Source organism: Pseudomonas sp. BYT-1 (genome assembly GCF_023611805.1).
Taxonomy (GTDB): domain Bacteria; phylum Pseudomonadota; class Gammaproteobacteria; order Pseudomonadales; family Pseudomonadaceae; genus Aquipseudomonas; species Aquipseudomonas guariconensis.
On record NZ_CP072559.1, the window covers coordinates 4,806,570 to 4,825,257 of the forward strand.

General features: G+C 61.8%; 15 protein-coding genes. 8 read left to right on the forward strand and 7 right to left on the reverse strand.

Translation table 11 applies throughout. The annotated features are described in order from the left end of the window. The 7 genes from folK (at position 1) to J5X93_RS22520 (ending at position 10,304) form a co-directional block, all read left to right on the forward strand. Positions 1-480 carry a 2-amino-4-hydroxy-6-hydroxymethyldihydropteridine diphosphokinase gene (gene folK / locus J5X93_RS22490; RefSeq protein WP_043210062.1) on the forward strand — a complete coding sequence of 160 codons (480 nt, stop codon included), beginning with the start codon at positions 1-3 and terminating at the stop codon, positions 478-480. Between the two features lie 250 nt (positions 481-730). Further along, positions 731-1,531, forward strand: coding sequence for a 3-methyl-2-oxobutanoate hydroxymethyltransferase (gene panB / locus J5X93_RS22495; protein ID WP_043210064.1), 801 nt, complete (start codon positions 731-733; stop codon positions 1,529-1,531). Continuing rightward, positions 1,528-2,391, forward strand: coding sequence for a pantoate--beta-alanine ligase (gene panC / locus J5X93_RS22500; protein ID WP_043210067.1), 864 nt, complete (start codon positions 1,528-1,530; stop codon positions 2,389-2,391). The genes panB and panC overlap by 4 nt, the downstream gene beginning before the upstream one ends. Before the next feature lie 141 nt (positions 2,392-2,532). Then, positions 2,533-4,197, forward strand: a complete 1,665-nt coding sequence (gene pgi, locus J5X93_RS22505; RefSeq protein ID WP_043210071.1) for a glucose-6-phosphate isomerase — start codon at positions 2,533-2,535, stop codon at positions 4,195-4,197. Between the two features lie 256 nt (positions 4,198-4,453). Next, positions 4,454-6,388 carry an acetate--CoA ligase gene (acs, locus tag J5X93_RS22510; RefSeq protein ID WP_043210073.1) on the forward strand — a complete coding sequence of 645 codons (1,935 nt, stop codon included), beginning with the start codon at positions 4,454-4,456 and terminating at the stop codon, positions 6,386-6,388. 31 nt (positions 6,389-6,419) lie between these two features. Beyond that, entirely contained in the window at positions 6,420-7,289 is an 870-nt protein-coding gene (locus J5X93_RS22515; protein ID WP_250033998.1) for an oxygenase MpaB family protein, read from the forward strand. A gap of 78 nt (positions 7,290-7,367) precedes the next feature. Further along, complete coding sequence (locus J5X93_RS22520) at positions 7,368-10,304, forward strand: DUF748 domain-containing protein (protein WP_250034002.1); 2,937 nt, start codon at positions 7,368-7,370, stop codon at positions 10,302-10,304. Positions 10,305-10,423: 119 nt separating this feature from the next. Here the strand turns inward: J5X93_RS22520 and J5X93_RS22525 are convergent, their stop codons facing one another. Further along, complete coding sequence (locus J5X93_RS22525) at positions 10,424-10,837, reverse strand: VOC family protein (protein ID WP_043210077.1); 414 nt, start codon at positions 10,835-10,837, stop codon at positions 10,424-10,426. Positions 10,838-10,897: 60 nt separating this feature from the next. On the opposite strand from J5X93_RS22525, the gene J5X93_RS22530 reads away from it, so the two are divergent. After that, positions 10,898-11,212: a heme-binding protein gene (locus J5X93_RS22530; RefSeq protein ID WP_102082015.1), complete on the forward strand. Its 315-nt coding sequence runs from the start codon at positions 10,898-10,900 to the stop codon at positions 11,210-11,212. A 111-nt stretch (positions 11,213-11,323) separates the two neighbouring features. Here the strand turns inward: J5X93_RS22530 and J5X93_RS22535 are convergent, their stop codons facing one another. From J5X93_RS22535 to infB, 6 genes are all read right to left on the reverse strand, one after another. Beyond that, complete coding sequence (locus J5X93_RS22535) at positions 11,324-11,677, reverse strand: BON domain-containing protein (protein WP_043210081.1); 354 nt, start codon at positions 11,675-11,677, stop codon at positions 11,324-11,326. 257 nt (positions 11,678-11,934) lie between these two features. Further along, on the reverse strand, positions 11,935-14,040 hold the full coding sequence (pnp, locus tag J5X93_RS22540) for a polyribonucleotide nucleotidyltransferase (RefSeq protein ID WP_043210083.1): 2,106 nt from the start codon (positions 14,038-14,040) through the stop codon (positions 11,935-11,937). A gap of 251 nt (positions 14,041-14,291) precedes the next feature. Next, positions 14,292-14,561, reverse strand: a complete 270-nt coding sequence (gene rpsO, locus J5X93_RS22545; RefSeq protein WP_011532144.1) for a 30S ribosomal protein S15 — start codon at positions 14,559-14,561, stop codon at positions 14,292-14,294. 149 nt (positions 14,562-14,710) lie between these two features. After that, a complete protein-coding gene (truB, locus tag J5X93_RS22550; protein WP_043210085.1) occupies positions 14,711-15,628 on the reverse strand; it encodes a tRNA pseudouridine(55) synthase TruB in 918 nt (305 codons plus the stop codon). Between the two features lie 3 nt (positions 15,629-15,631). After that, positions 15,632-16,030, reverse strand: a complete 399-nt coding sequence (gene rbfA, locus J5X93_RS22555) for a 30S ribosome-binding factor RbfA (RefSeq protein WP_043210088.1) — start codon at positions 16,028-16,030, stop codon at positions 15,632-15,634. Between the two features lie 115 nt (positions 16,031-16,145). Then, positions 16,146-18,680: a translation initiation factor IF-2 gene (gene infB / locus J5X93_RS22560; protein ID WP_043210090.1), complete on the reverse strand. Its 2,535-nt coding sequence runs from the start codon at positions 18,678-18,680 to the stop codon at positions 16,146-16,148. Positions 18,681-18,688 lie beyond the last annotated feature (8 nt).

Below are 18,688 nucleotides of genomic sequence, written 5' to 3' on the forward strand. Positions count from 1 at the left end.
ATGACGACCCGCGCCTACATTGGCCTGGGCAGCAATCTGGCCGAGCCCGCCGAACAATTGCGAAGCGCCCTGCAGGCGCTGGACAACGTCGAAGGTACCCGCCTGGCAGCCACCTCGGCTTTCTATACCAGCGACTCCCTGCTCCCCGGCCAACCGCGCTACACCAATGCCGTGGCCGCCGTGGACACCCATCTCGCGCCACTGGCGTTGCTCGACGCCCTTCAGGCCATCGAGCTTGACCAAGGCCGCGAGCGCAAGGAGCGCTGGGGGCCCCGTACCCTCGACCTGGACGTCCTGTTGTTCGGCGACCAAGTCATCGACGTGCCACGCCTCAAAGTCCCGCACTACCACATGCAGGCGCGCCCTTTCGTGCTCTATCCCCTGGCTGAGCTGGTACCCGCCGATTTCCACCTTGCCGACGGCCGTAGCCTGGCGCAATTGCTTGAGGCCTGCCCCTTCGTGGGTCTGGAACGCCTGTAATCCGGGCGTTTCGGACAACGGTAACGCCAGTAACACCCTGATCGTAACAATGCGGTAACAGGGTGATTGACTTCCCCCCCCTCGCTCACGACTATAGGCGTCCCGTGGCACCAAAGTGCCGCCTTTTTACCTATTTAGGCTCGGACGGACCTGTGCCCGAACATCACACACGATGATGTGCCGCTCCGGAAGATGATTACACGCGTTGTACGCAGTCGTTTTTCACAGCGCCTGAACGAGGATTTCCTACATGCCTGAAGTAACCCTGACCACCCTGCACGGCCTCAAGGCCAAGGGTGAGAAAATCGCCATGCTGACGTGCTACGACGCGACCTTCGCCAAGGCCGCCTGCGCAGCCGGCGTGGAAATACTGTTGGTGGGTGACTCCCTGGGCATGGTCCTGCAGGGCCATGACAGTACCCTGCCGGTCACGACCGCCGAAATGGCCTACCACACTGCCTGCGTCAAGCGTGGCAACGAGGGCGCCCTGATCCTCGCCGACCTGCCGTTCATGGCCCACGCCACACCTGAGCAGGCCTTCGCCAACTGCGCCACCCTGATGCAGGCCGGCGCCCACATGATCAAGCTCGAAGGCGCCGCCTGGCTGGCCGAGACCATCCGCCTGCTGGCCGAACGTGGCGTGCCAGTGTGCGCGCACATGGGCCTGACTCCGCAGACCGTCAATGTGCTAGGCGGCTACAAGGTTCAGGGCCGCCAGGAAGCCCAGGCTCGGCAAATGCGTGCCGACGCCATCGCCCTGGAACAAGCCGGTGCGGCCATGCTGCTGCTGGAGTGCGTGCCCAGCGACTTGGCCGCCGAGATCACCCAGGCGGTCAGCATTCCGGTCATCGGTATCGGAGCCGGCAGCGCCACCGACGGTCAGGTGCTGGTCCTGCATGACATGCTCGGGCTATCCCTGAGCGGGCGTGTGCCCAAGTTCGTGAAGAACTTCATGGAAGGCCAGCCGGATATTCACAGCGCCCTGGCTGCCTACGTGCAAGCGGTCAAGGCAGTCAGCTTCCCAGGTAGCGAACACGGGTTCAGCGCATGAATACAGTCAAGACCGTCCGAGAACTGCGCGCCGCCGTGGCACGCGCCCGCGGCGAAGGCAAGCGGATCGGCTTCGTGCCGACCATGGGCAACCTGCACAGTGGCCATGCCGCACTGGTGACCAAAGCCGCGCAGCGTGCCGATTTCGTGGTCGCGAGCATCTTCGTCAACCCGCTGCAGTTTGGCGCCGGCGAAGACCTGGACAAATATCCCCGTACCCTCGCCGCCGACCAAGAGCGCTTGCTCGAAGCTGGGTGCCACCTGCTGTTCGCGCCCACCGTCGAGGAGATGTACCCCGACGGCATGGCAGTGCAGACGCGCGTCAGCGTGCCGCAACTGTCCGAAGGCTTGTGTGGCGCCAGCCGCCCTGGACACTTCGAAGGCGTCGCCACCGTGGTCAGCAAGCTGTTCAACATGGTCCAGCCCGACCTTGCAGTGTTCGGCGAAAAGGACTTCCAGCAGTTGGCGGTGATCCGCGCCATGGTGCGCGACCTGAACATGCCGATCCAGATCATCGGCGAGCCCACCGTGCGCGCCGAGGATGGCCTGGCGCTGTCATCGCGCAACGGCTACCTGAGCCCGGAGCAGCGCGCTGCTGCGCCTGCGCTGTACCGAACCTTGAAGACCATGGCCGAGGCCATCACCAAGGGCCAGCGTGACTATCCCGCTTTGATTGCCGAGGGGCAGGTGCAACTGGTTGCCGCTGGGTTCCGCCCAGACTACCTGGAAGTGCGCCACGCCGTGACCTTGCGCCCGGCAATGATCGATGACCGCGACCTGGTGATCCTGGCTGCGGCCTACATGGGCACTACCCGCTTGATCGACAACCTGTACCTGCACCTGGACGAAAAGACTGCGTGATACCTGGGGCGGGAGCTCGTGAGGGGGCGCAAAGCCCCCCATTCCTTCCTGACAGCCAATGCCTATAATGATGGCCAGCCTGCAACTGCCAGCAACTGTCTGTTGTCCAAGGCCCATCACGCACCAAGGAAAGCATCCGCAATGGCGTATTACCGTACCCCCCACGATGTGACGGCACTGCCCGCCTGGCAGGCGCTCCAGCAACACCGCGACGCCATGCAGGGTTTCAGCATGCGCGAAGCCTTCGCAGCCGATCCCAAGCGCTTCGATCAGTTTTCCCTCAGCAGCTGCGGCCTGTTCCTCGACTACTCGAAAAACCTGATCACCGAGCAGACCCGCGATCTGCTGGTGAACCTGGCCAACCAGGTCGGGTTGGCCGATGCCATCAAGTCGATGTTCAGCGGCGAGATCATCAACGCCTCCGAAGGTCGTCCGGTCCTGCACACCGCCCTGCGCCGCCCGGTGGGCGACAAGCTCAGTGTCAATGGCGTCAATGTGATGCCGGAAGTACACAAGGTCCTCAACCAGATCACCGAACTGGTGGGCCGTATCCATGACGGCCTGTGGCGCGGTTACAGCGAAAAGCCCATCACCGACGTGGTGAACATCGGTATCGGCGGCTCCTTCCTGGGGCCGGAGCTGGTCTCCGAAGCCTTGCTGCCCTACGCCCAGCGTGGCGTGCGCTGCCATTACCTGGCGAACATCGACGGCAGCGAGTTCCATGAGCTGTCGGCCAATCTGCGTGCCGAGACCACCCTCTTCATCGTCTCGTCCAAATCGTTCAACACCCTCGAAACCCTGAAGAACGCCACCGCCGCGCGTACCTGGTACCTGGCCCAGGGCGGTTCCGAGGCCGAGTTGTACCGCCACTTCATCGCGGTATCGAGCAACAAGGCCGCCGCCGTGGCCTTCGGTATGCGCGAAGAGAATATCTTCCCGATGTGGGATTGGGTGGGTGGGCGCTACTCGCTGTGGTCGGCCATCGGCCTGCCGATCGCACTGGCCATCGGCACCGCAAACTTCAAGGAGCTGCTGTCCGGGGCTTACACCATGGACCAGCACTTCCAGACCACGCCGTTCGATAAGAACATGCCAGTGCTGCTGGCCCTGCTGGGCGTGTGGTACGGCAACTTCTGGGGCGCCCAGAGCCACGCGATCCTGCCGTACGACCATTACCTGCGCAATATCACCAAGCACCTGCAGCAGTTGGACATGGAATCCAACGGCAAGAGCGTGCTGCAGGACGGCACCCCGGTGAAAACCGATACCGGTCCAGTGATCTGGGGCGGCGTCGGCTGCAACGGCCAACACGCCTACCACCAGCTATTGCACCAGGGCACCCAGTTGATCCCGGCCGACTTCATCGTCCCGGTGGTGAGCTTCAATCCGGTGGCCGACCACCACCAGTGGCTGTACGCCAACTGCCTGTCCCAGAGCCAGGCGCTGATGCTCGGCAAGACCCGCGAGGAAGCCGAGGCCGAATTGCGCGCCAAAGGCCTGAATGAAGCGGACATCGAGAAGCTGGCACCACACAAGGTGATTCCGGGCAACCGCCCGAGCAATACCTTGGTGGTAGAGCGCATCAGCCCTCGTCGCCTCGGCGCGCTGGTGGCCATGTACGAACACAAGGTGTTCGTACAGAGCGTCATCTGGGGTATCAATGCCTTCGACCAGTGGGGCGTGGAGTTGGGCAAGGAGTTGGGCAAGGGCGTATACCAACGCCTGGTCGGCAGTCTGGAAGACAGCGCTGAGGATGGCTCCACCCAAGGCCTGATCAACTACTTCCGCGGTCGCCACCGCGGTTGATATAGGGTCGCTTTCACGGTGCTGCATATCACTCGCAGATGTGCCCAGCGCCCCGTGGGAGCGGCTTTAGCCGCGAGTGCCGACCCGGCCTGTGCCATGCACCGGTACGCCTGCTTCGCGGCTAAAGCTCCACAGGTACGCTGACCACGCAACTCAATCACCGGGGCGGCCCTCCAGGGAACACCCCTACCTTCTACACTGTCCATCGAATAGCCGCTGCAGTCCCTCGCCCCTCACAAGAGCAGGACAACCCGCCATGTTCGATATCCGCAACTACCCCCAGGCCCTGGCCGTGAGCCAGTCCGCCGCCCTCTCCCCCGACGACTACCAGCGTCTCTACCGCCAGTCGATCGAAGATCCCGATACCTTTTGGGCCGAACAGGCCAAGCGCCTGGACTGGATCAAGCCTTGGTCGAGTGTGCAGCAATGCGATCTGAAGACCGGCAAGGCGCGCTGGTTCGACGGTGGCCAGTTGAACGTCAGCTACAACTGCATCGACCGCCACCTGGCCACCCGCGGCCAGCAGACGGCGTTGCTGTGGGAAGGTGACGACCCCAAGGACGCCAAGGCCATCACCTACCGCGAGCTGCACCGCCAGGTCTGCCGTCTCGCCAATGCCCTGAAGGCCCGTGGGGTGAAGAAAGGCGATCGTGTGTGCATCTACATGCCGATGATCCCTGAGGCGGCCTATGCCATGCTCGCCTGCACCCGCATAGGCGCCATTCACTCGGTCGTGTTCGGTGGTTTCTCACCCGATGCCCTGCGTGATCGCATTCTGGACGCGGACTGCCGCACGGTGATCACCGCAGACGAAGGGGTTCGCGGCGCCAAGCGCATTGCGCTCAAGCAGAACGTCGACAAGGCCCTGGCCAGTTGCCCGGCGGTCAGCAGCGTGCTGGTGGTACGGCGCACCGGGGCCGATATCGCCTGGAGCGAGGGCCGTGATCTCTGGTATCACGAAGCCACGGAACAGGCCGATGACGACTGCCCGCCCGAGGCCATGGAAGCTGAAGATCCACTGTTCATCCTCTATACCTCCGGCAGTACCGGCAAACCCAAGGGCGTGCTGCACACCACCGCTGGTTACCTGCTGCAGGCCACGCTGACCTTCAAGGTGGTGTTCGACTATCGTGATGGCGAGGTGTTCTGGTGCACCGCCGATGTCGGCTGGGTCACTGGCCACAGCTATATCGTCTACGGCCCCCTGGCCAACGGCGCCATCTCGCTGATGTTCGAAGGCGTGCCCAATTACCCGGACACCTCGCGCTTCTGGCAGGTGGTCGACAAACATCAGGTGAACATCTTCTACACAGCCCCCACCGCCCTGCGCGCACTGATGCGCGAAGGTTCGGCGCCCCTACAGAACACCTCCCGACAAAGCCTGCGCCTGCTCGGCAGCGTGGGCGAGCCCATCAATCCGGAAGCCTGGGAATGGTACTTCGAGGCGGTGGGCCAGAAGCGCTGCCCCATCGTCGATACCTGGTGGCAGACCGAGACCGGCGGCATCATGCTCAGCCCGCTGCCAGGCAACACCCACCTCAAGCCGGGCTGCGCTACGCAACCTTTGTTTGGCGTGCAACCGGTGCTGCTGGACGAAAAAGGCAAGGTCATCGAAGGCCCAGGCGCAGGCCTGCTGGTGATCAAAGCCAGTTGGCCCGGGCAGATCCGCAGTGTCTATGGCGACCATCAACGCATGGTCGACACCTACTTCAAGCCCATGCCCGGCTACTACTTCACCGGTGACGGCGCCCGTCGCGATGCCGATGGCGATTATTGGATCACCGGGCGCGTCGACGATGTGATCAACGTTTCCGGCCACCGCATCGGCACCGCCGAAGTCGAAAGCGCTCTCGTGCTCCACGACAGCATCGCCGAGGCCGCCGTGGTCGGCTACCCGCACGACCTCAAGGGCCAGGGCATCTATGCCTTCATCACGCCCATGAACGGCGTCACCCCGGACGACACGCTCAAGAACGAGTTGCTGGCCTTGGTCAGCAAGGAGATCGGCAGCTTCGCCAAACCCGAGCTGATCCAGTGGGCGCCGGCATTGCCCAAGACCCGCTCGGGCAAGATCATGCGGCGTATACTGCGCAAAATCGCCTGCAACGAGCTGGACAACCTGGGCGATACCTCGACCCTGGCCGACCCGACCGTGGTCCAGGGCTTGATCGACAATCGCCTCAATCAATAGACGGCCGCCCATGGCGGCCTGCGGGACCGCCATGGAAGCCTTACGCCGCCGCATCGAAACTCAGGTCATGAGCCTCACCGGGCTGGCCCTAGGCCAGCTCGACCTGGAATCCCCCAAAGGTGACCCGGGCCTGTTCGGCCCGCAGAGCATCAGTTGGCAGGTGCACGGCGACTTCCCCAGCATGCTCGTCGGCGGTATCAGCGCCTTGATGCTGCAACTGCTGCACCCTTTGGCCCTGGCTGGGGTGTGGGACCATTCCAACTTCCGCCAGGACCTGCTCGGTCGCCTGCGCCGCACCAGCCAGTTCATCTCCGGCACCACGTTCGGCTCGACCCGCGATGCCGAATGGCTGATCGAAAAGGTCCGCACCATCCACCTCAAGGTCGTGGGCACTGCCCCCGACGGGCGCCCCTATGCCGCCAGCGACCCCGACCTGCTGACCTGGGTCCATGTCGCCGAGGTCAGTAGCTTCCTGGCCGCCCACCTGCGCTACCGCAACCCCCATCTCAGCCGCGAGGCCCAGGACGCCTACTACAACGAGATCGCCCTGATCGCCGAACGCTTGGGGGCAAGCGATGTACCGCGCTCGTGTCAGGCAGTCGAAGACTACTTGCAATGCATGCGCCCACAGCTGCTGTGCGACGCACGCAGTCATGAGGTGGTGGATATCCTGCTTGATGCCCCAGCTCCCAGCCGCATGGCGCAACCGGTCGGCAAATTGATGCTCAATGCCGGCATCGACCTGCTGCCGGACTGGGCCCGCGATATGCTCGATCTGCACCAGAATCCTCTTCAGCAGCGCATGATCCGCCTGGGCATCAATCGCATCGCTCCGGTGCTGCGCTGGGCCATGCGCAACGGCTCGGCACACCGGGCAAGACGGCGTATGGGACTCGAGTGAGGTTTTTGGTCGCTTCGTCGGAACCGTTTTAACGTGCCATACTCCAAGGCACCCCGCTTCAGACAGATGACGTCTTACATGCCCAAAGGATTGACGCGCGCCTTCGGCGCCATGCTGGCCCTCGTGGCCCTGTACAGCCTGCTTGGCTTTCTCATCATCCCCGGTGTCGGCCTGCGCATCGCCAACCAACAACTGGCGCAATACGCCACGGTGCCGGCACACCTGCAACGTATCGAGTTCAACCCGTTCAGCCTCGAGCTCACGCTCTGGGGTCTGCAGATCGGCGAACCGGGCAAGGAGCAGGTGGGCTTCGAACGCCTCTATGCCAACCTCTCGCTCGACAGCCTGTGGACCAAGGCCCTGCACTTGGAGGCTGTCGAGCTGGACAAGCCACGCAACGAGGTGCTGTTCGCCAAGGATGGCAGCCTCAACCTGACCCAGCTGTTCAAACTGCCGCCCAGCGAGCCCAAACCTGAGGAGCCCGCAGGCGACCCCTTCCCGCTGCGCATCGGCAGCATCAAGCTCAACGAAGGCTATTTGCACTTCCAGGACCTGCGACCGAGCGAACCCATCGAGTTCCTCTACGACTCCATGAACCTGGAACTGAAGAACCTCAGCACCCTGCCCGACGACAATGCCGACATGGCGTTGGTGGCCATTGGCCCCAATGGTGGACGCATCGACTGGAGCGGTACCCTGAGCCTGGCCCCTATCGCCTCCGAAGGAACCCTCAAGGTCACCGAAGGCAGGATGAAAGCCTTCTGGCCCTATGTGCGCGATGCGGTCCCCCTGGTGCTGGAAGAAGGCGTGGTCAGCTTGGACACTCACTACAAGCTCAATCTGTCCAAGGAAACCGAGCTGCTGCTGGACAACACCTCGGTGCGCGTCGCCCCCTTCGCCATCAAGGCACCGGACGGACGCCCGCTGGCGCGTCTGGCCAGTCTGGACGTGAGCGAAACTTCCATCGATTTGGCCAAACAACAGATCATCGTCGGCAAGATCCGCAGCGAAAAGCTCGAGACCTGGGCCGCCCTCGAACGCGACGGCCAGCTTGACTGGCAAAAGCTGTTCGCCAGTCAGCCGGCCAAGGCCACCCCGAAGGAAAAAGCCGAACCTGCCGCTGCCGAGCCGAGTGCCGAGGAAAAGGCCGCCAAGGAGCCGAGCAAGCCCTGGCAGGTGCTGCTCAAGGATGTGCAACTGCGCAACTATCAGGTACACCTGGCCGACCGTAGCCAGAAGGAGCCTGTGGCACTGGATGTGGGCCCGCTCAACGCCGACCTGCAGAACTTCGACAGCCTCAACCAGTCGCCCTTCACACTCAAGCTCGACACCGGGGTCGGCAAGCAAGGCAAACTGCAGGCGGCCGGCCAAGTCAATCTGGCGCCGGTCACCGCCAAGCTGGATGTCAGCACCCGTGATATCGACTTGCGCGTGGCCCAGGCCTACATCAGCCCGTTCATCCGCCTGGAATTGCGCAGCGGCATGCTTTCCAGCGACCTGAAGGTCGATCTCAAGAGTACCGAACCACTGGCCTTCAGCGTCGGCGGCAAAGCCCAGGTCAGCCAGCTGCACACTTTGGACACCATCAAAAATCGCGACTTCGTCAAATGGCAGCAACTGGATCTGAGCGGTCTGTCGTATGTCCATGGCGATGCCCTGTCGATCGACAAGGTGGCGCTGTTGCAGCCCTATGCACGCTTCATCATCAATGAAGACCGCACCACCAACGTCGACGATCTGCTGATCCCTCAACCGGCCAGCGCACCCGCAACCAGTCAAACCAAGCCGGCCACTGCCAGCACTGAAAAGCCGCTGGGCATCCGCATCGGTGGCATCGACATCAACGATGGCTCGGCCAACTTCGCCGACCTCACCCTGACCCCCAACTTCGCCACTGCCATCCAGCAGCTCAACGGCCAGATCGGCACCATCGACAACCGAAAGCCGGCACCGGCCAAGGTCGATGTGAAAGGCAAGGTCGATCGTTACGCACCGGTGACCATCAAAGGTGCGCTCAACCCGTTCAACCCACTGGCCAGCCTGGACATCGCCACCAGCTTCAAACGCGTCGAGCTGACCACGCTGACGCCCTACTCCGGCAAGTTCGCGGGCTTCCGCATCCGCAAAGGCCGACTGAACCTGGACCTGCACTACCTGATCACCAACGGCCAACTCAAGGCTGAAAACAAGGTGGTGGTCGAGCAGCTGCAGCTGGGTGAGAAGGTCGACAGCCCCGATGCCGTGGACCTGCCGATCCGCCTGGCAGTCGCCCTGCTCAAGGACACCGAAGGCAAGATCTCCATCGAGCTGCCGGTGACCGGCGACCTGAACAATCCACAGTTCAGCGTCATGCCGATCATCTGGCAAACCTTGCGCAATCTGGTGCTGCGCGCAGCCCAGGCACCGTTCAAGTTCATCGGCGGACTGATTGCCGGCGGTGGCGCCGAGGATCTGGGTAATGTGGCATTCGCGCCAGGCTCCAGCGACCTCAGTGCCGACGCCCAGTCCGCACTGGACAAACTGGCCAGTGCGCTCAAGGAGCGCCCGGAACTGCGCCTGGAAATCGAAGGCACCAGTGCTCAGAGCAGCGATGGCCCGCTGATCGCCAAGCAACGCCTGGAGCGCGAGTACCAGGCGACCTGGTACAAGATCCTCCAGCGCCGCGGCGACAAGGTGCCAGCCAATGCATCGATGCTGGTGGTCGATGACAGTGACAAACCGGCGATGCTCGAGGGTATCTACCGCGCCCGTCTCAAACAGCAACCTCCGGCCGAATGGCAACAACTGAGCCGCGACGAACGCACCGCCAAGCTGCACGATGCGGTGATCAAGTCCTGGGCTGAAAGTACCGCGCTGTTGCGTCAGTTGGGCCAAGATCGGGCTGGCAGCATCAAGGACTACCTGGTGGACAAAGGTCAGTTGGAAGACGACCGGGTGTACTTCATCGATACCAACCTGGGCCAGGCTGAAAGCGATGGGCGGGTCATCACGCCATTGCACTTGGATGCCGAGTAGCCCGCCCCTGCAGGCACCTTGGGGTGCCCTTGGCCACCGGTGTCATCTTCGCGGGTAAACCCGCTCCTACAGAGGGTGTAGTGGCCCTGTAGGAGCGGAGCTACCCGCAAACCCTACCTTCAGACCAGCCGCTGTCCGGAAACCGCCGGGTGATACAGCGGTTGCACCTTGTTGCCGGCCGGGTCGAGGACATGGAAGCTACGCGCACCATCGCCATGATCGAATGGGCGATCCAGCAGGGTCACACCGTGCGCCTTGAAGTACAGGTACCAAGCGTCCAGCTCTTCCACGCTGTCGACAATGAACCCATAGTGGTCCAAGGTCTGCAAGCCGTTAGCCGCACCCGCACCGCGCCCCAGGGACAGGTTGTCGTTACCGCAGGTCAGGTAGACCAGATCTTCGTGAGCCCGGTGCAGCACTTCCATACCAAGCAGGTCGACGTAGAAACGTTCGCACTCTTCCAGGTTGGGAACCAGCAGGGCGAGATGACGCAGACCATTCAGACGGCCAGGACGGGCAGGAAGATCAGACATGGACGCGGCTCCTTATATGTATACAATTTGCGAGCAAATTTAAAACAAAAGGATCGCTTTGTGTACAGCCTCTTCATCAAGACCCGTGTAAAGAACGGCAGCGCTGAACAATTTCTGAACGCCATCAAGGTCAATGCGGCGGCCTCGGTGGCCAATGAGCCAGGTTGTCTGGTGTTCGATGTGTCACAGGACCGTCTCGATCCGGACGTGATCTACCTCTATGAGATCTATCGCGACGACGCCGCGTACGAGGCGCACACCCAAACCGCGCATTTCCGTGACAGCCGGCCATTGGTGGAGCCGCTGATCGTCGAGCAGGAATGCTTCGAGAGTGATGTGATCACGTTCAACCCTGTACGTTTGGGCGGTGAATGAAAGTCGAAGGCCGCTGTACGGCCCTGTCGCTCGCGTCAACGCTAGCGAAAGGGGCGCACAGCGGCCCTCGATGAAAAGGTGGCCAAATCCTTTTGGCCGACGGGACAATCCTTACTCGGTTTTCAGGCCGTCAGCCGACACAGCCTGGACACCCTTGATAGCCTTGGCGATGGCAATCGCCTGTTCTTTCTGCGAGGCGGTGATCGCCACGTCAGAAGACAGGGAGACCACACCCTTATTGGTTTCGACCTTGATGTCGCTGCCAGGGATGCCTTTCTCTGTCATCAGGTCGGCCTTCACTTTGGTGGTGATCCAAGTGTCTTTAGTCTCTTCCTTGGCCTTGGTCACTTCACCGGCCGCCAGCGTCATTGGGGACGACTGGGCGGGCTGCTGGGCAAATGCCGCATTAGCCATGGTCAGAGTCAGGGCGGTGGCAGTAGCGGCAGCAATGGCGAATTTCTTCATGTGAGTCACTCCTGTTGTTCGAAAGGTCTGCGCCGTGGTTCCTGGCAGCAGGTAAACCTACCGTTGCATGTGCTGTGCCAGCTTTTCCGGATAAAAAATCTCTTTAAATTCAAATAGTTAAAATAATCGATTCGGATTGCGATCGTGCAATTTGCAAGGCCAGGCAAAATCCTGCATGCAAGATGCAAGTGGACCAAGGAAAAATCGAGGCGAAAAAAAAAGGACCCTATTGGGTCCTTTCTTTCGCCTGAAGAGGCTTAGACGCCGGAGGCCTTGGCAGCCGCAACGTCCTTGATCGACAGTTTGATACGGCCGCGGTTGTCCACGTCCAGTACCAACACTTCGACTTCCTGACCTTCTTTCAGAACGTCTGTGACCTTCTCTACACGCGCATCGCTGAGCATGGAGATGTGCACCAGACCATCTTTGCCCGGCAGGATGTTGACGAAGGCGCCAAAGTCGACGATGCGCTCGACCTTGCCCAGGTAGATCTTGCCGATCTCGGCTTCAGCGGTAATGCCCAGGATGCGCTGCTTGGCCGCTTCGGCCGCTTCCTTGGTCTCGCCGAAGATCTTGATCGAACCGTCGTCTTCGATGTCGATCGAAGCCTTGGTCTCTTCGCAGATAGCGCGGATGGTCGCGCCGCCTTTGCCGATGACGTCACGGATCTTGTCGGTGTCGATCTTCATCGCCAGCATGGTCGGTGCGTTGGCCGACAGCTCGCTGCGCGACTGGGCGATGATCTGATTCATCTGGCCGAGAATGTTCAGGCGCGCTTCCAGGGCCTGGCCCAGGGCGATTTCCATGATCTCTTCGGTGATACCGTTGATCTTGATGTCCATCTGCAGTGCGGTAACGCCTTTGGCGGTACCAGCAACCTTGAAGTCCATGTCGCCCAGGTGATCTTCGTCACCCAGAATGTCGGTCAGGACTGCGAACTTGTCGCCTTCCTTGACCAGACCCATGGCGATACCGGCTACAGGCGCCTTCATCGGTACGCCTGCATCCATCAGTGCCAGGGAGGCACCGCAGACCGAGGCCATGGAGCTGGAGCCGTTGGACTCGGTGATTTCCGATACGACGCGGATGGTGTATGGGAACTCGCTGTCGCTCGGCAGCATGGCCTGGACGCCACGACGAGCCAGACGGCCGTGGCCGATTTCACGACGGCCAGCGCCGCCCATGCGACCGCACTCGCCTACCGAGAACGGTGGGAAGTTGTAGTGCAGCATGAAGGCGTCTTTCTTCTCGCCTTCCAGGGTATCCAGCAGCTGGGCATCACGGGCAGTACCTAGGGTCGCGACGACCAGGGCCTGGGTTTCGCCACGGGTGAACAGGGCCGAACCGTGGGTCTTGGGCAGAACGCCGACTTCGATGTTCAGCGGGCGCACGGTGCGGGTGTCACGGCCGTCGATACGCGGCTTGCCGTTAACGATGTTCTCGCGGACGGTGCGGTATTCCAGTTCGCCGAAGATGTCCTTGATTTGGCCGGCGGTTGGGCCGGTTTCTTCATTGGACAAACGGGCGACGGCCTGGTCGCGCAGCTCACCCAGACGGTTGTAGCGATCGGCCTTCAGGGTGATGGTGTAGGCCTGGGAGATGGCCTCGCCGAACTCGGCGCGCACCAGGTTCAGCAGCTCGGTGTTGGCTGGGGCTGGCTGCCAGTCCCAAGTCGGCTTGCCGGCTTGGGCAGCGAATTCCTTGATGGCCTGGATCACGGCCTGGAACTCGTCGTGAGCGAACAGCACAGCGCCCAGCATCTGGTCTTCGGTCAGCTCTTTGGCTTCCGATTCAACCATCAGTACAGCGGATTCGGTACCGGCCACGACCATGTCGAGGCTGGAGGCTTCCAGTTGCTCGTACGTTGGGTTCAGCAGGTAGCCGGTGCTTTCGTGGAAGGCAACGCGGGCTGCGCCGATCGGGCCTTCGAACGGGATACCGGAGATGGCCAGGGCAGCCGAAGTACCGATCATCGCAGCGATGTCCGGATCGGTCTTCTTGCTGGTGGAAACCACGGTGCAGACAACCTGCACTTCGTTCATGAACCCTTCAGGGAACAGCGGGCGGATCGGGCGGTCGATCAGGCGCGAAGTCAGGGTTTCTTTCTCGGAAGGACGGCCTTCACGCTTGAAGAAGCCACCTGGGATCTTACCAGCGGCGTAGGTCTTTTCCTGGTAGTGCACGGACAGCGGGAAGAAGCCCTTGCCTGGATCTGCCTGCTTGGCACCGACCACGGTCACCAGCACGGTGACGTCGTTGTCGACGGTGACCAGCACGGCGCCGGTCGCCTGGCGGGCAATGCGGCCCGTCTCGAGGGTTACGGTCGACTGACCGAACTGGAATTTCTTGATTACCGGGTTCACGGTTTCCTACCTTTTTTCAGTGGCTCTGGGGGGAACTTGTTCTTGCGAATTCTTGGGCAGAACGGGGAATCGGCCCCATTGACCGTCCAGATACAACACGAGGCTGGGAGCCTGGCCGCTGCGCGGTAAAACCGCTCAGCACAACCAGGCTGCCAACCTCGGAGATACGCGTGGCGTGCCTGACGCGAGTGCTGCCAGGCAGCACTCCCGAAACCTGCGACACGCCATGCACACCACTGGCCAGGACGCTATTAGCGACGCAGACCCAGGCGACCGATCAGGGCGCTGTAACGAGTGGTGTCTTTGCCCTTCAGGTAGTCCAGCAGCTTACGACGCTGGTTAACCATACGGATCAGACCACGACGGGAGTGGTGGTCTTTCTCGTTGGCCTTGAAGTGGCCTTGCAGCTTGTTGATGTTGGCGGTCAGCAGAGCAACCTGCACTTCCGGGCTACCGGTATCGCCGGCGGCTTGCTGGTATTCGGCAACGATCTGAGCTTTTTCTTCAACGCTGAGGGCCATTTGGCTTCTCCTGATAAACGGATCCCGCGGACGGTCTCCAATAGGCCAGGGACGAATCCCTGTATTAATGAGTAGAGGTGTGACCGTGCCTATTAACAGCCACCCTCGGTTCCGTACGCTTGGGCCAGGGCTTGGACGTACGGTTTCGATCATTCCGACCGAATCAGTCGACGCGGCGCAATACGCCCGTCTTCGCTCACCTCACCGATACCGATGAAGCGTTCATTGTGATCCTGTACTCGGACCATGCCGAACTGCGGCGCATCCGGCGCACGAACCGCCTGGCCATGCAGCCAGTAGAACGCGCTGTGCTCGGAGAGACGCACCAGTGGCCAATCCTGCAATCCGCTGTCGGACGGCATCAGGAAGCGATCAAGCGCTTCGTTGCCACCTTCGGCGTGGGCCTGCTCGAGCTCATCGAGGGTCACGGTCTGTGCCAGCTCGAAGGGGCCGGCCTGGGTACGGCGCAGTTGCGCGACGTAGGCACCACAGCCCAACGCCTCACCGATATCCTCCACCAGGGTGCGGATATAGGTGCCTTTGCTGCAACCGACCGACAGGCGAACCCGAGTGCCTTCGCACTCGATCAACTCCAAGCGGCTAATAGTAACAGAACGCGCCTCGCGCTCCACTACCTCTCCTGCACGTGCCAGCTTGTACAGCGGCTGGCCGTCACGCTTGAGGGCCGAGTACATCGGCGGTACCTGACTGATTTCACCGCGAAAACGTGGCAAAACAGCTTCGATATCTGCACGACCAACGGTCACATCGCGGGTTTGCAAGACCTCGCCTTCGGCATCGGCGGTACTGGTAGTCTGCCCAAGTTGCATGACTGTCTCGTAGCCCTTGTCGGAGTCGAGCAGGTACTGGGAGAACTTGGTAGCCTCGCCGAAGCACAACGGCAGCACGCCAGTGGCCAAAGGGTCGAGGCTACCGGTATGGCCAGCCTTCTCGGCATTGAGCAGCCAGCGGACCTTCTGCAACGCGGCGTTGGAGGTGAACCCCAACGGCTTGTCGAGCAGGATGATGCCGCTTACGTTGCGGCGGATTCGTTTGACCTGAGCCACCGATTACTCCTCGGCGTCCGGCTTGTCGGCATCCTTGTGCAGGCGATCTTCCGCCACTGCACGCTCGATCAGCGCCGACAGGTGGGCACCGCGGCTGACGCTCTCATCGAAGTGGAAATGCAGCTGCGGTACGCTGCGCAGTTGCATGACACGCCCCAGGTGCAGGCGCAGGAAACTCGCTGCACTGTTGAGGGCCTTGAGGGTCTGCGGCACGGCATCGGCGCCATCCTGGCCCATGACGGTGATGAAGACCTTGGCATGGCCCAGGTCACGGCTGACATCCACGGCGGTGATGGTCACCAGGCCGACACGCGGATCCTTGACTTCACGACGGATCAGTTCGGCCAGCTCGCGCTGCATCTGATCGCCGATGCGTTGGGTACGGCTATATTCTTTTGCCATTCTTGCTACCTGTAACTAAAGCGGCAAACGCCCGGACAGGCTGGAGCCTGACCGGGCGTTACCTTCAGAGGCGCCGCAAACCGCCCAAGGGCGGGGCTTGCGCCCGGCACGGCCCTTACAGGGTACGTGCCACCTGGACTTTCTCGAAGACTTCGATCTTGTCGCCGACCTTGACGTCGTTGTAGCTCTTGACGCCAATACCGCACTCCATGCCCGAACGAACTTCGGCAGCATCGTCCTTGAAGCGACGCAGCGATTCCAGTTCGCCTTCGAAGATCACCACGTCCTCGCGCAGTACGCGGATCGGACGGTTGCGGTACACGGTACCCTCGATGACCATACAGCCAGCGATGGCGCCGAACTTCGGCGAGCGGAACACGTCACGTACTTCGGCGACACCCAGGATGTTCTCGCGAACATCGCTGCCGAGCATGCCGGTCAGGGCCTTCTTGACGTCTTCGATGATGTCGTAGATCACGTTGTAATAACGCATATCCAGACCTTCTTGCTCGACGATCTTGCGCGCACCGGCATCGGCACGAACGTTGAAGCCGAACAGCACCGCGTTGGACGCCAGCGCCAAGTTGGCATCGCTCTCGGTGATACCACCGACACCGCCACCAATCACGCGCACCTGAACTTCGTCGTTGCCCAGGCCCGACAGCGAGCCCTGCAGCGCTTCCAGAGAACCACGCACGTCGGTCTTGAGGACGATGTTGAGCGTCTTCTTCTCTTCCTGACCCATGGTCTCGAAGATGTTTTCCAGCTTGCCGGCGTGAGCACGGGCCAGCTTGACCTCGCGGTACTTGCCCTGACGGAACAGGGCGACTTCACGGGCTTTCTTCTCGTCGGCGACCACGGACAGCTCGTCACCGGCTTCCGGAGTGCCGTCCAGACCGAGAATTTCGACGGGGATCGACGGGCCGGCTTCCTTCACAGGCTTGCCGTTCTCGTCGAGCATGGCACGCACGCGGCCATAGTTGGAGCCGCACAGGACCATATCACCCTGACGCAGCGTACCGTCCTGAACCAGGATGGTAGCGACCGGGCCGCGGCCCTTGTCCAGGCGCGACTCGACCACGACACCACGACCAGGTGCGGTTGGCGTGGCGGTCAGCTCGAGGATCTCTGCCTGCAGCAGCACGGCCTCGAGCAGTTCGTCGACACCGGTACCCATCTTCGCGGAAACCTTGACGAACGGAGTGTCACCACCCCAATCCTCGGAGGTCACGCCTTCAACAGCCAGTTCGTTACGAATGCGATCGATGTCGGCACCCGGCTTGTCGATCTTGTTAACCGCAACCACCAGCGGAACACCGGCAGCCTTGGCGTGTTGGACGGCTTCGCGGGTTTGCGGCATCACGCCGTCGTCCGCCGCCACTACCAGGATCACGATGTCGGTGGCCTTGGCACCACGGGCACGCATCGCGGTGAACGCGGCGTGGCCAGGGGTGTCGAGGAAGGTGACCATGCCACGATCGGTTTCGACGTGGTAGGCACCGATGTGCTGGGTAATGCCGCCGGCCTCGCCTGCAGCAACCTTGGCACGACGGATGTAGTCGAGCAGCGAGGTCTTACCGTGGTCGACGTGACCCATTACGGTCACTACCGGTGCACGCGGCTCGGTCTCGCCTTCGAACTTCAGCGATTCTGCCAGGGAGTCTTCCAGAGCGGTGTCGCTGATCAGGGTCACCTTGTGGCCCAGTTCTTCGGCTACCAACTGAGCGGTTTCCTGGTCGAGCACCTGGTTGATGGTGACCGGGGTCCCCAGCTTGAACATGAACTTGACGACTTCAGCGGCCTTGACCGACATCTGTTGTGCAAGTTCGGAAACAGTAATCGTCTCGCCGATGGTCACGTCACGGATGACTGGACCGGTCGGGTTCTGGAAACCATGCTGGTTGCGCTTCTTCGGTTTGCCTTTGCCACCGCGACCGCGACGGAAACCATCGCTCTCTTCGTCGGTGGTACGTGGGGCCGCGCGAGGGGTCGGCGCCTTTTCCTTTTCCTTGACCTTGACCTTGATGGAAACGCGCGGGGCTTCGCCACGGCGCTCACCACCACGACGGTCTTCGTCACGGACACGGCTTTCGTTGCGACGAGTCTCGTCCTTCTTGCGCTCAGCGGCACGCGCAGCGGCATCTTCGGACGCAGGTGCCTCGGCAACAACCGGAGCCGGGGCCGCTACCGCTGCAGGCGCAGCTTTCTCGACAGGCGCTTGGGCAGCGGTTTCAGCCGCTTGACGACGCGCCTGCTCCTCAGCGCGCTGGCGAGCTTCGGCGTCCGCCTTCTCGCGTGCGGCATTCTCGGCTGCACGGCGCTCCTCCAGCTCGCGCTTCTGCTCAGCCTGGATTTCCTCCGGGCTGCGCTGCACGAATACTTTCTTCTTGCGTACTTCTACGCTGATGCTTTTGCTACCGGCGACACGCAGGGTGCTGGTGGTCTTGCGCTGCAAGGTGATCTTGCGCGGCTCTTCCGCCTTGCTCTTGTGGCTGCTTTTCAGATGAGTCAGCAAAACCTGCTTCTCGTTATCGGTCACTACCTGACCGGCGTCGGTGTGCGGCAGACCTGCCTCACGCATCTGCTGCAGCAGGCGCTCTACCGGTGCCTCGACCTCTTGGGCCAGTTCTTTCACCGTGACTTGCGTCATGCACTTCT

Excerpts from the sequence above, each read along its gene's own strand:
- panB (WP_043210064.1), top strand. The coding sequence starts at position 731 with ATGCCTGAAGTAACCCTGACCACCCTGCACGGCCTCAAGGCCAAGGGT.
- pgi (WP_043210071.1), top strand. The coding sequence starts at position 2,533 with ATGGCGTATTACCGTACCCCCCACGATGTGACGGCACTGCCCGCCTGG.
- rbfA (WP_043210088.1), bottom strand. The coding sequence starts at position 16,030 with ATGGCAAAAGAATATAGCCGTACCCAACGCATCGGCGATCAGATGCAG.
- infB (WP_043210090.1), bottom strand. The coding sequence starts at position 18,680 with ATGACGCAAGTCACGGTGAAAGAACTGGCCCAAGAGGTCGAGGCACCG.
- J5X93_RS22535 (WP_043210081.1), bottom strand. The coding sequence starts at position 11,677 with ATGAAGAAATTCGCCATTGCTGCCGCTACTGCCACCGCCCTGACTCTG.
- rpsO (WP_011532144.1), bottom strand. The coding sequence starts at position 14,561 with ATGGCCCTCAGCGTTGAAGAAAAAGCTCAGATCGTTGCCGAATACCAG.
- J5X93_RS22515 (WP_250033998.1), top strand. The coding sequence starts at position 6,420 with ATGGAAGCCTTACGCCGCCGCATCGAAACTCAGGTCATGAGCCTCACC.
- panC (WP_043210067.1), top strand. The coding sequence starts at position 1,528 with ATGAATACAGTCAAGACCGTCCGAGAACTGCGCGCCGCCGTGGCACGC.
- acs (WP_043210073.1), top strand. The coding sequence starts at position 4,454 with ATGTTCGATATCCGCAACTACCCCCAGGCCCTGGCCGTGAGCCAGTCC.
- folK (WP_043210062.1), top strand. The coding sequence starts at position 1 with ATGACGACCCGCGCCTACATTGGCCTGGGCAGCAATCTGGCCGAGCCC.
- J5X93_RS22520 (WP_250034002.1), top strand. The coding sequence starts at position 7,368 with ATGCCCAAAGGATTGACGCGCGCCTTCGGCGCCATGCTGGCCCTCGTG.
- J5X93_RS22525 (WP_043210077.1), bottom strand. The coding sequence starts at position 10,837 with ATGTCTGATCTTCCTGCCCGTCCTGGCCGTCTGAATGGTCTGCGTCAT.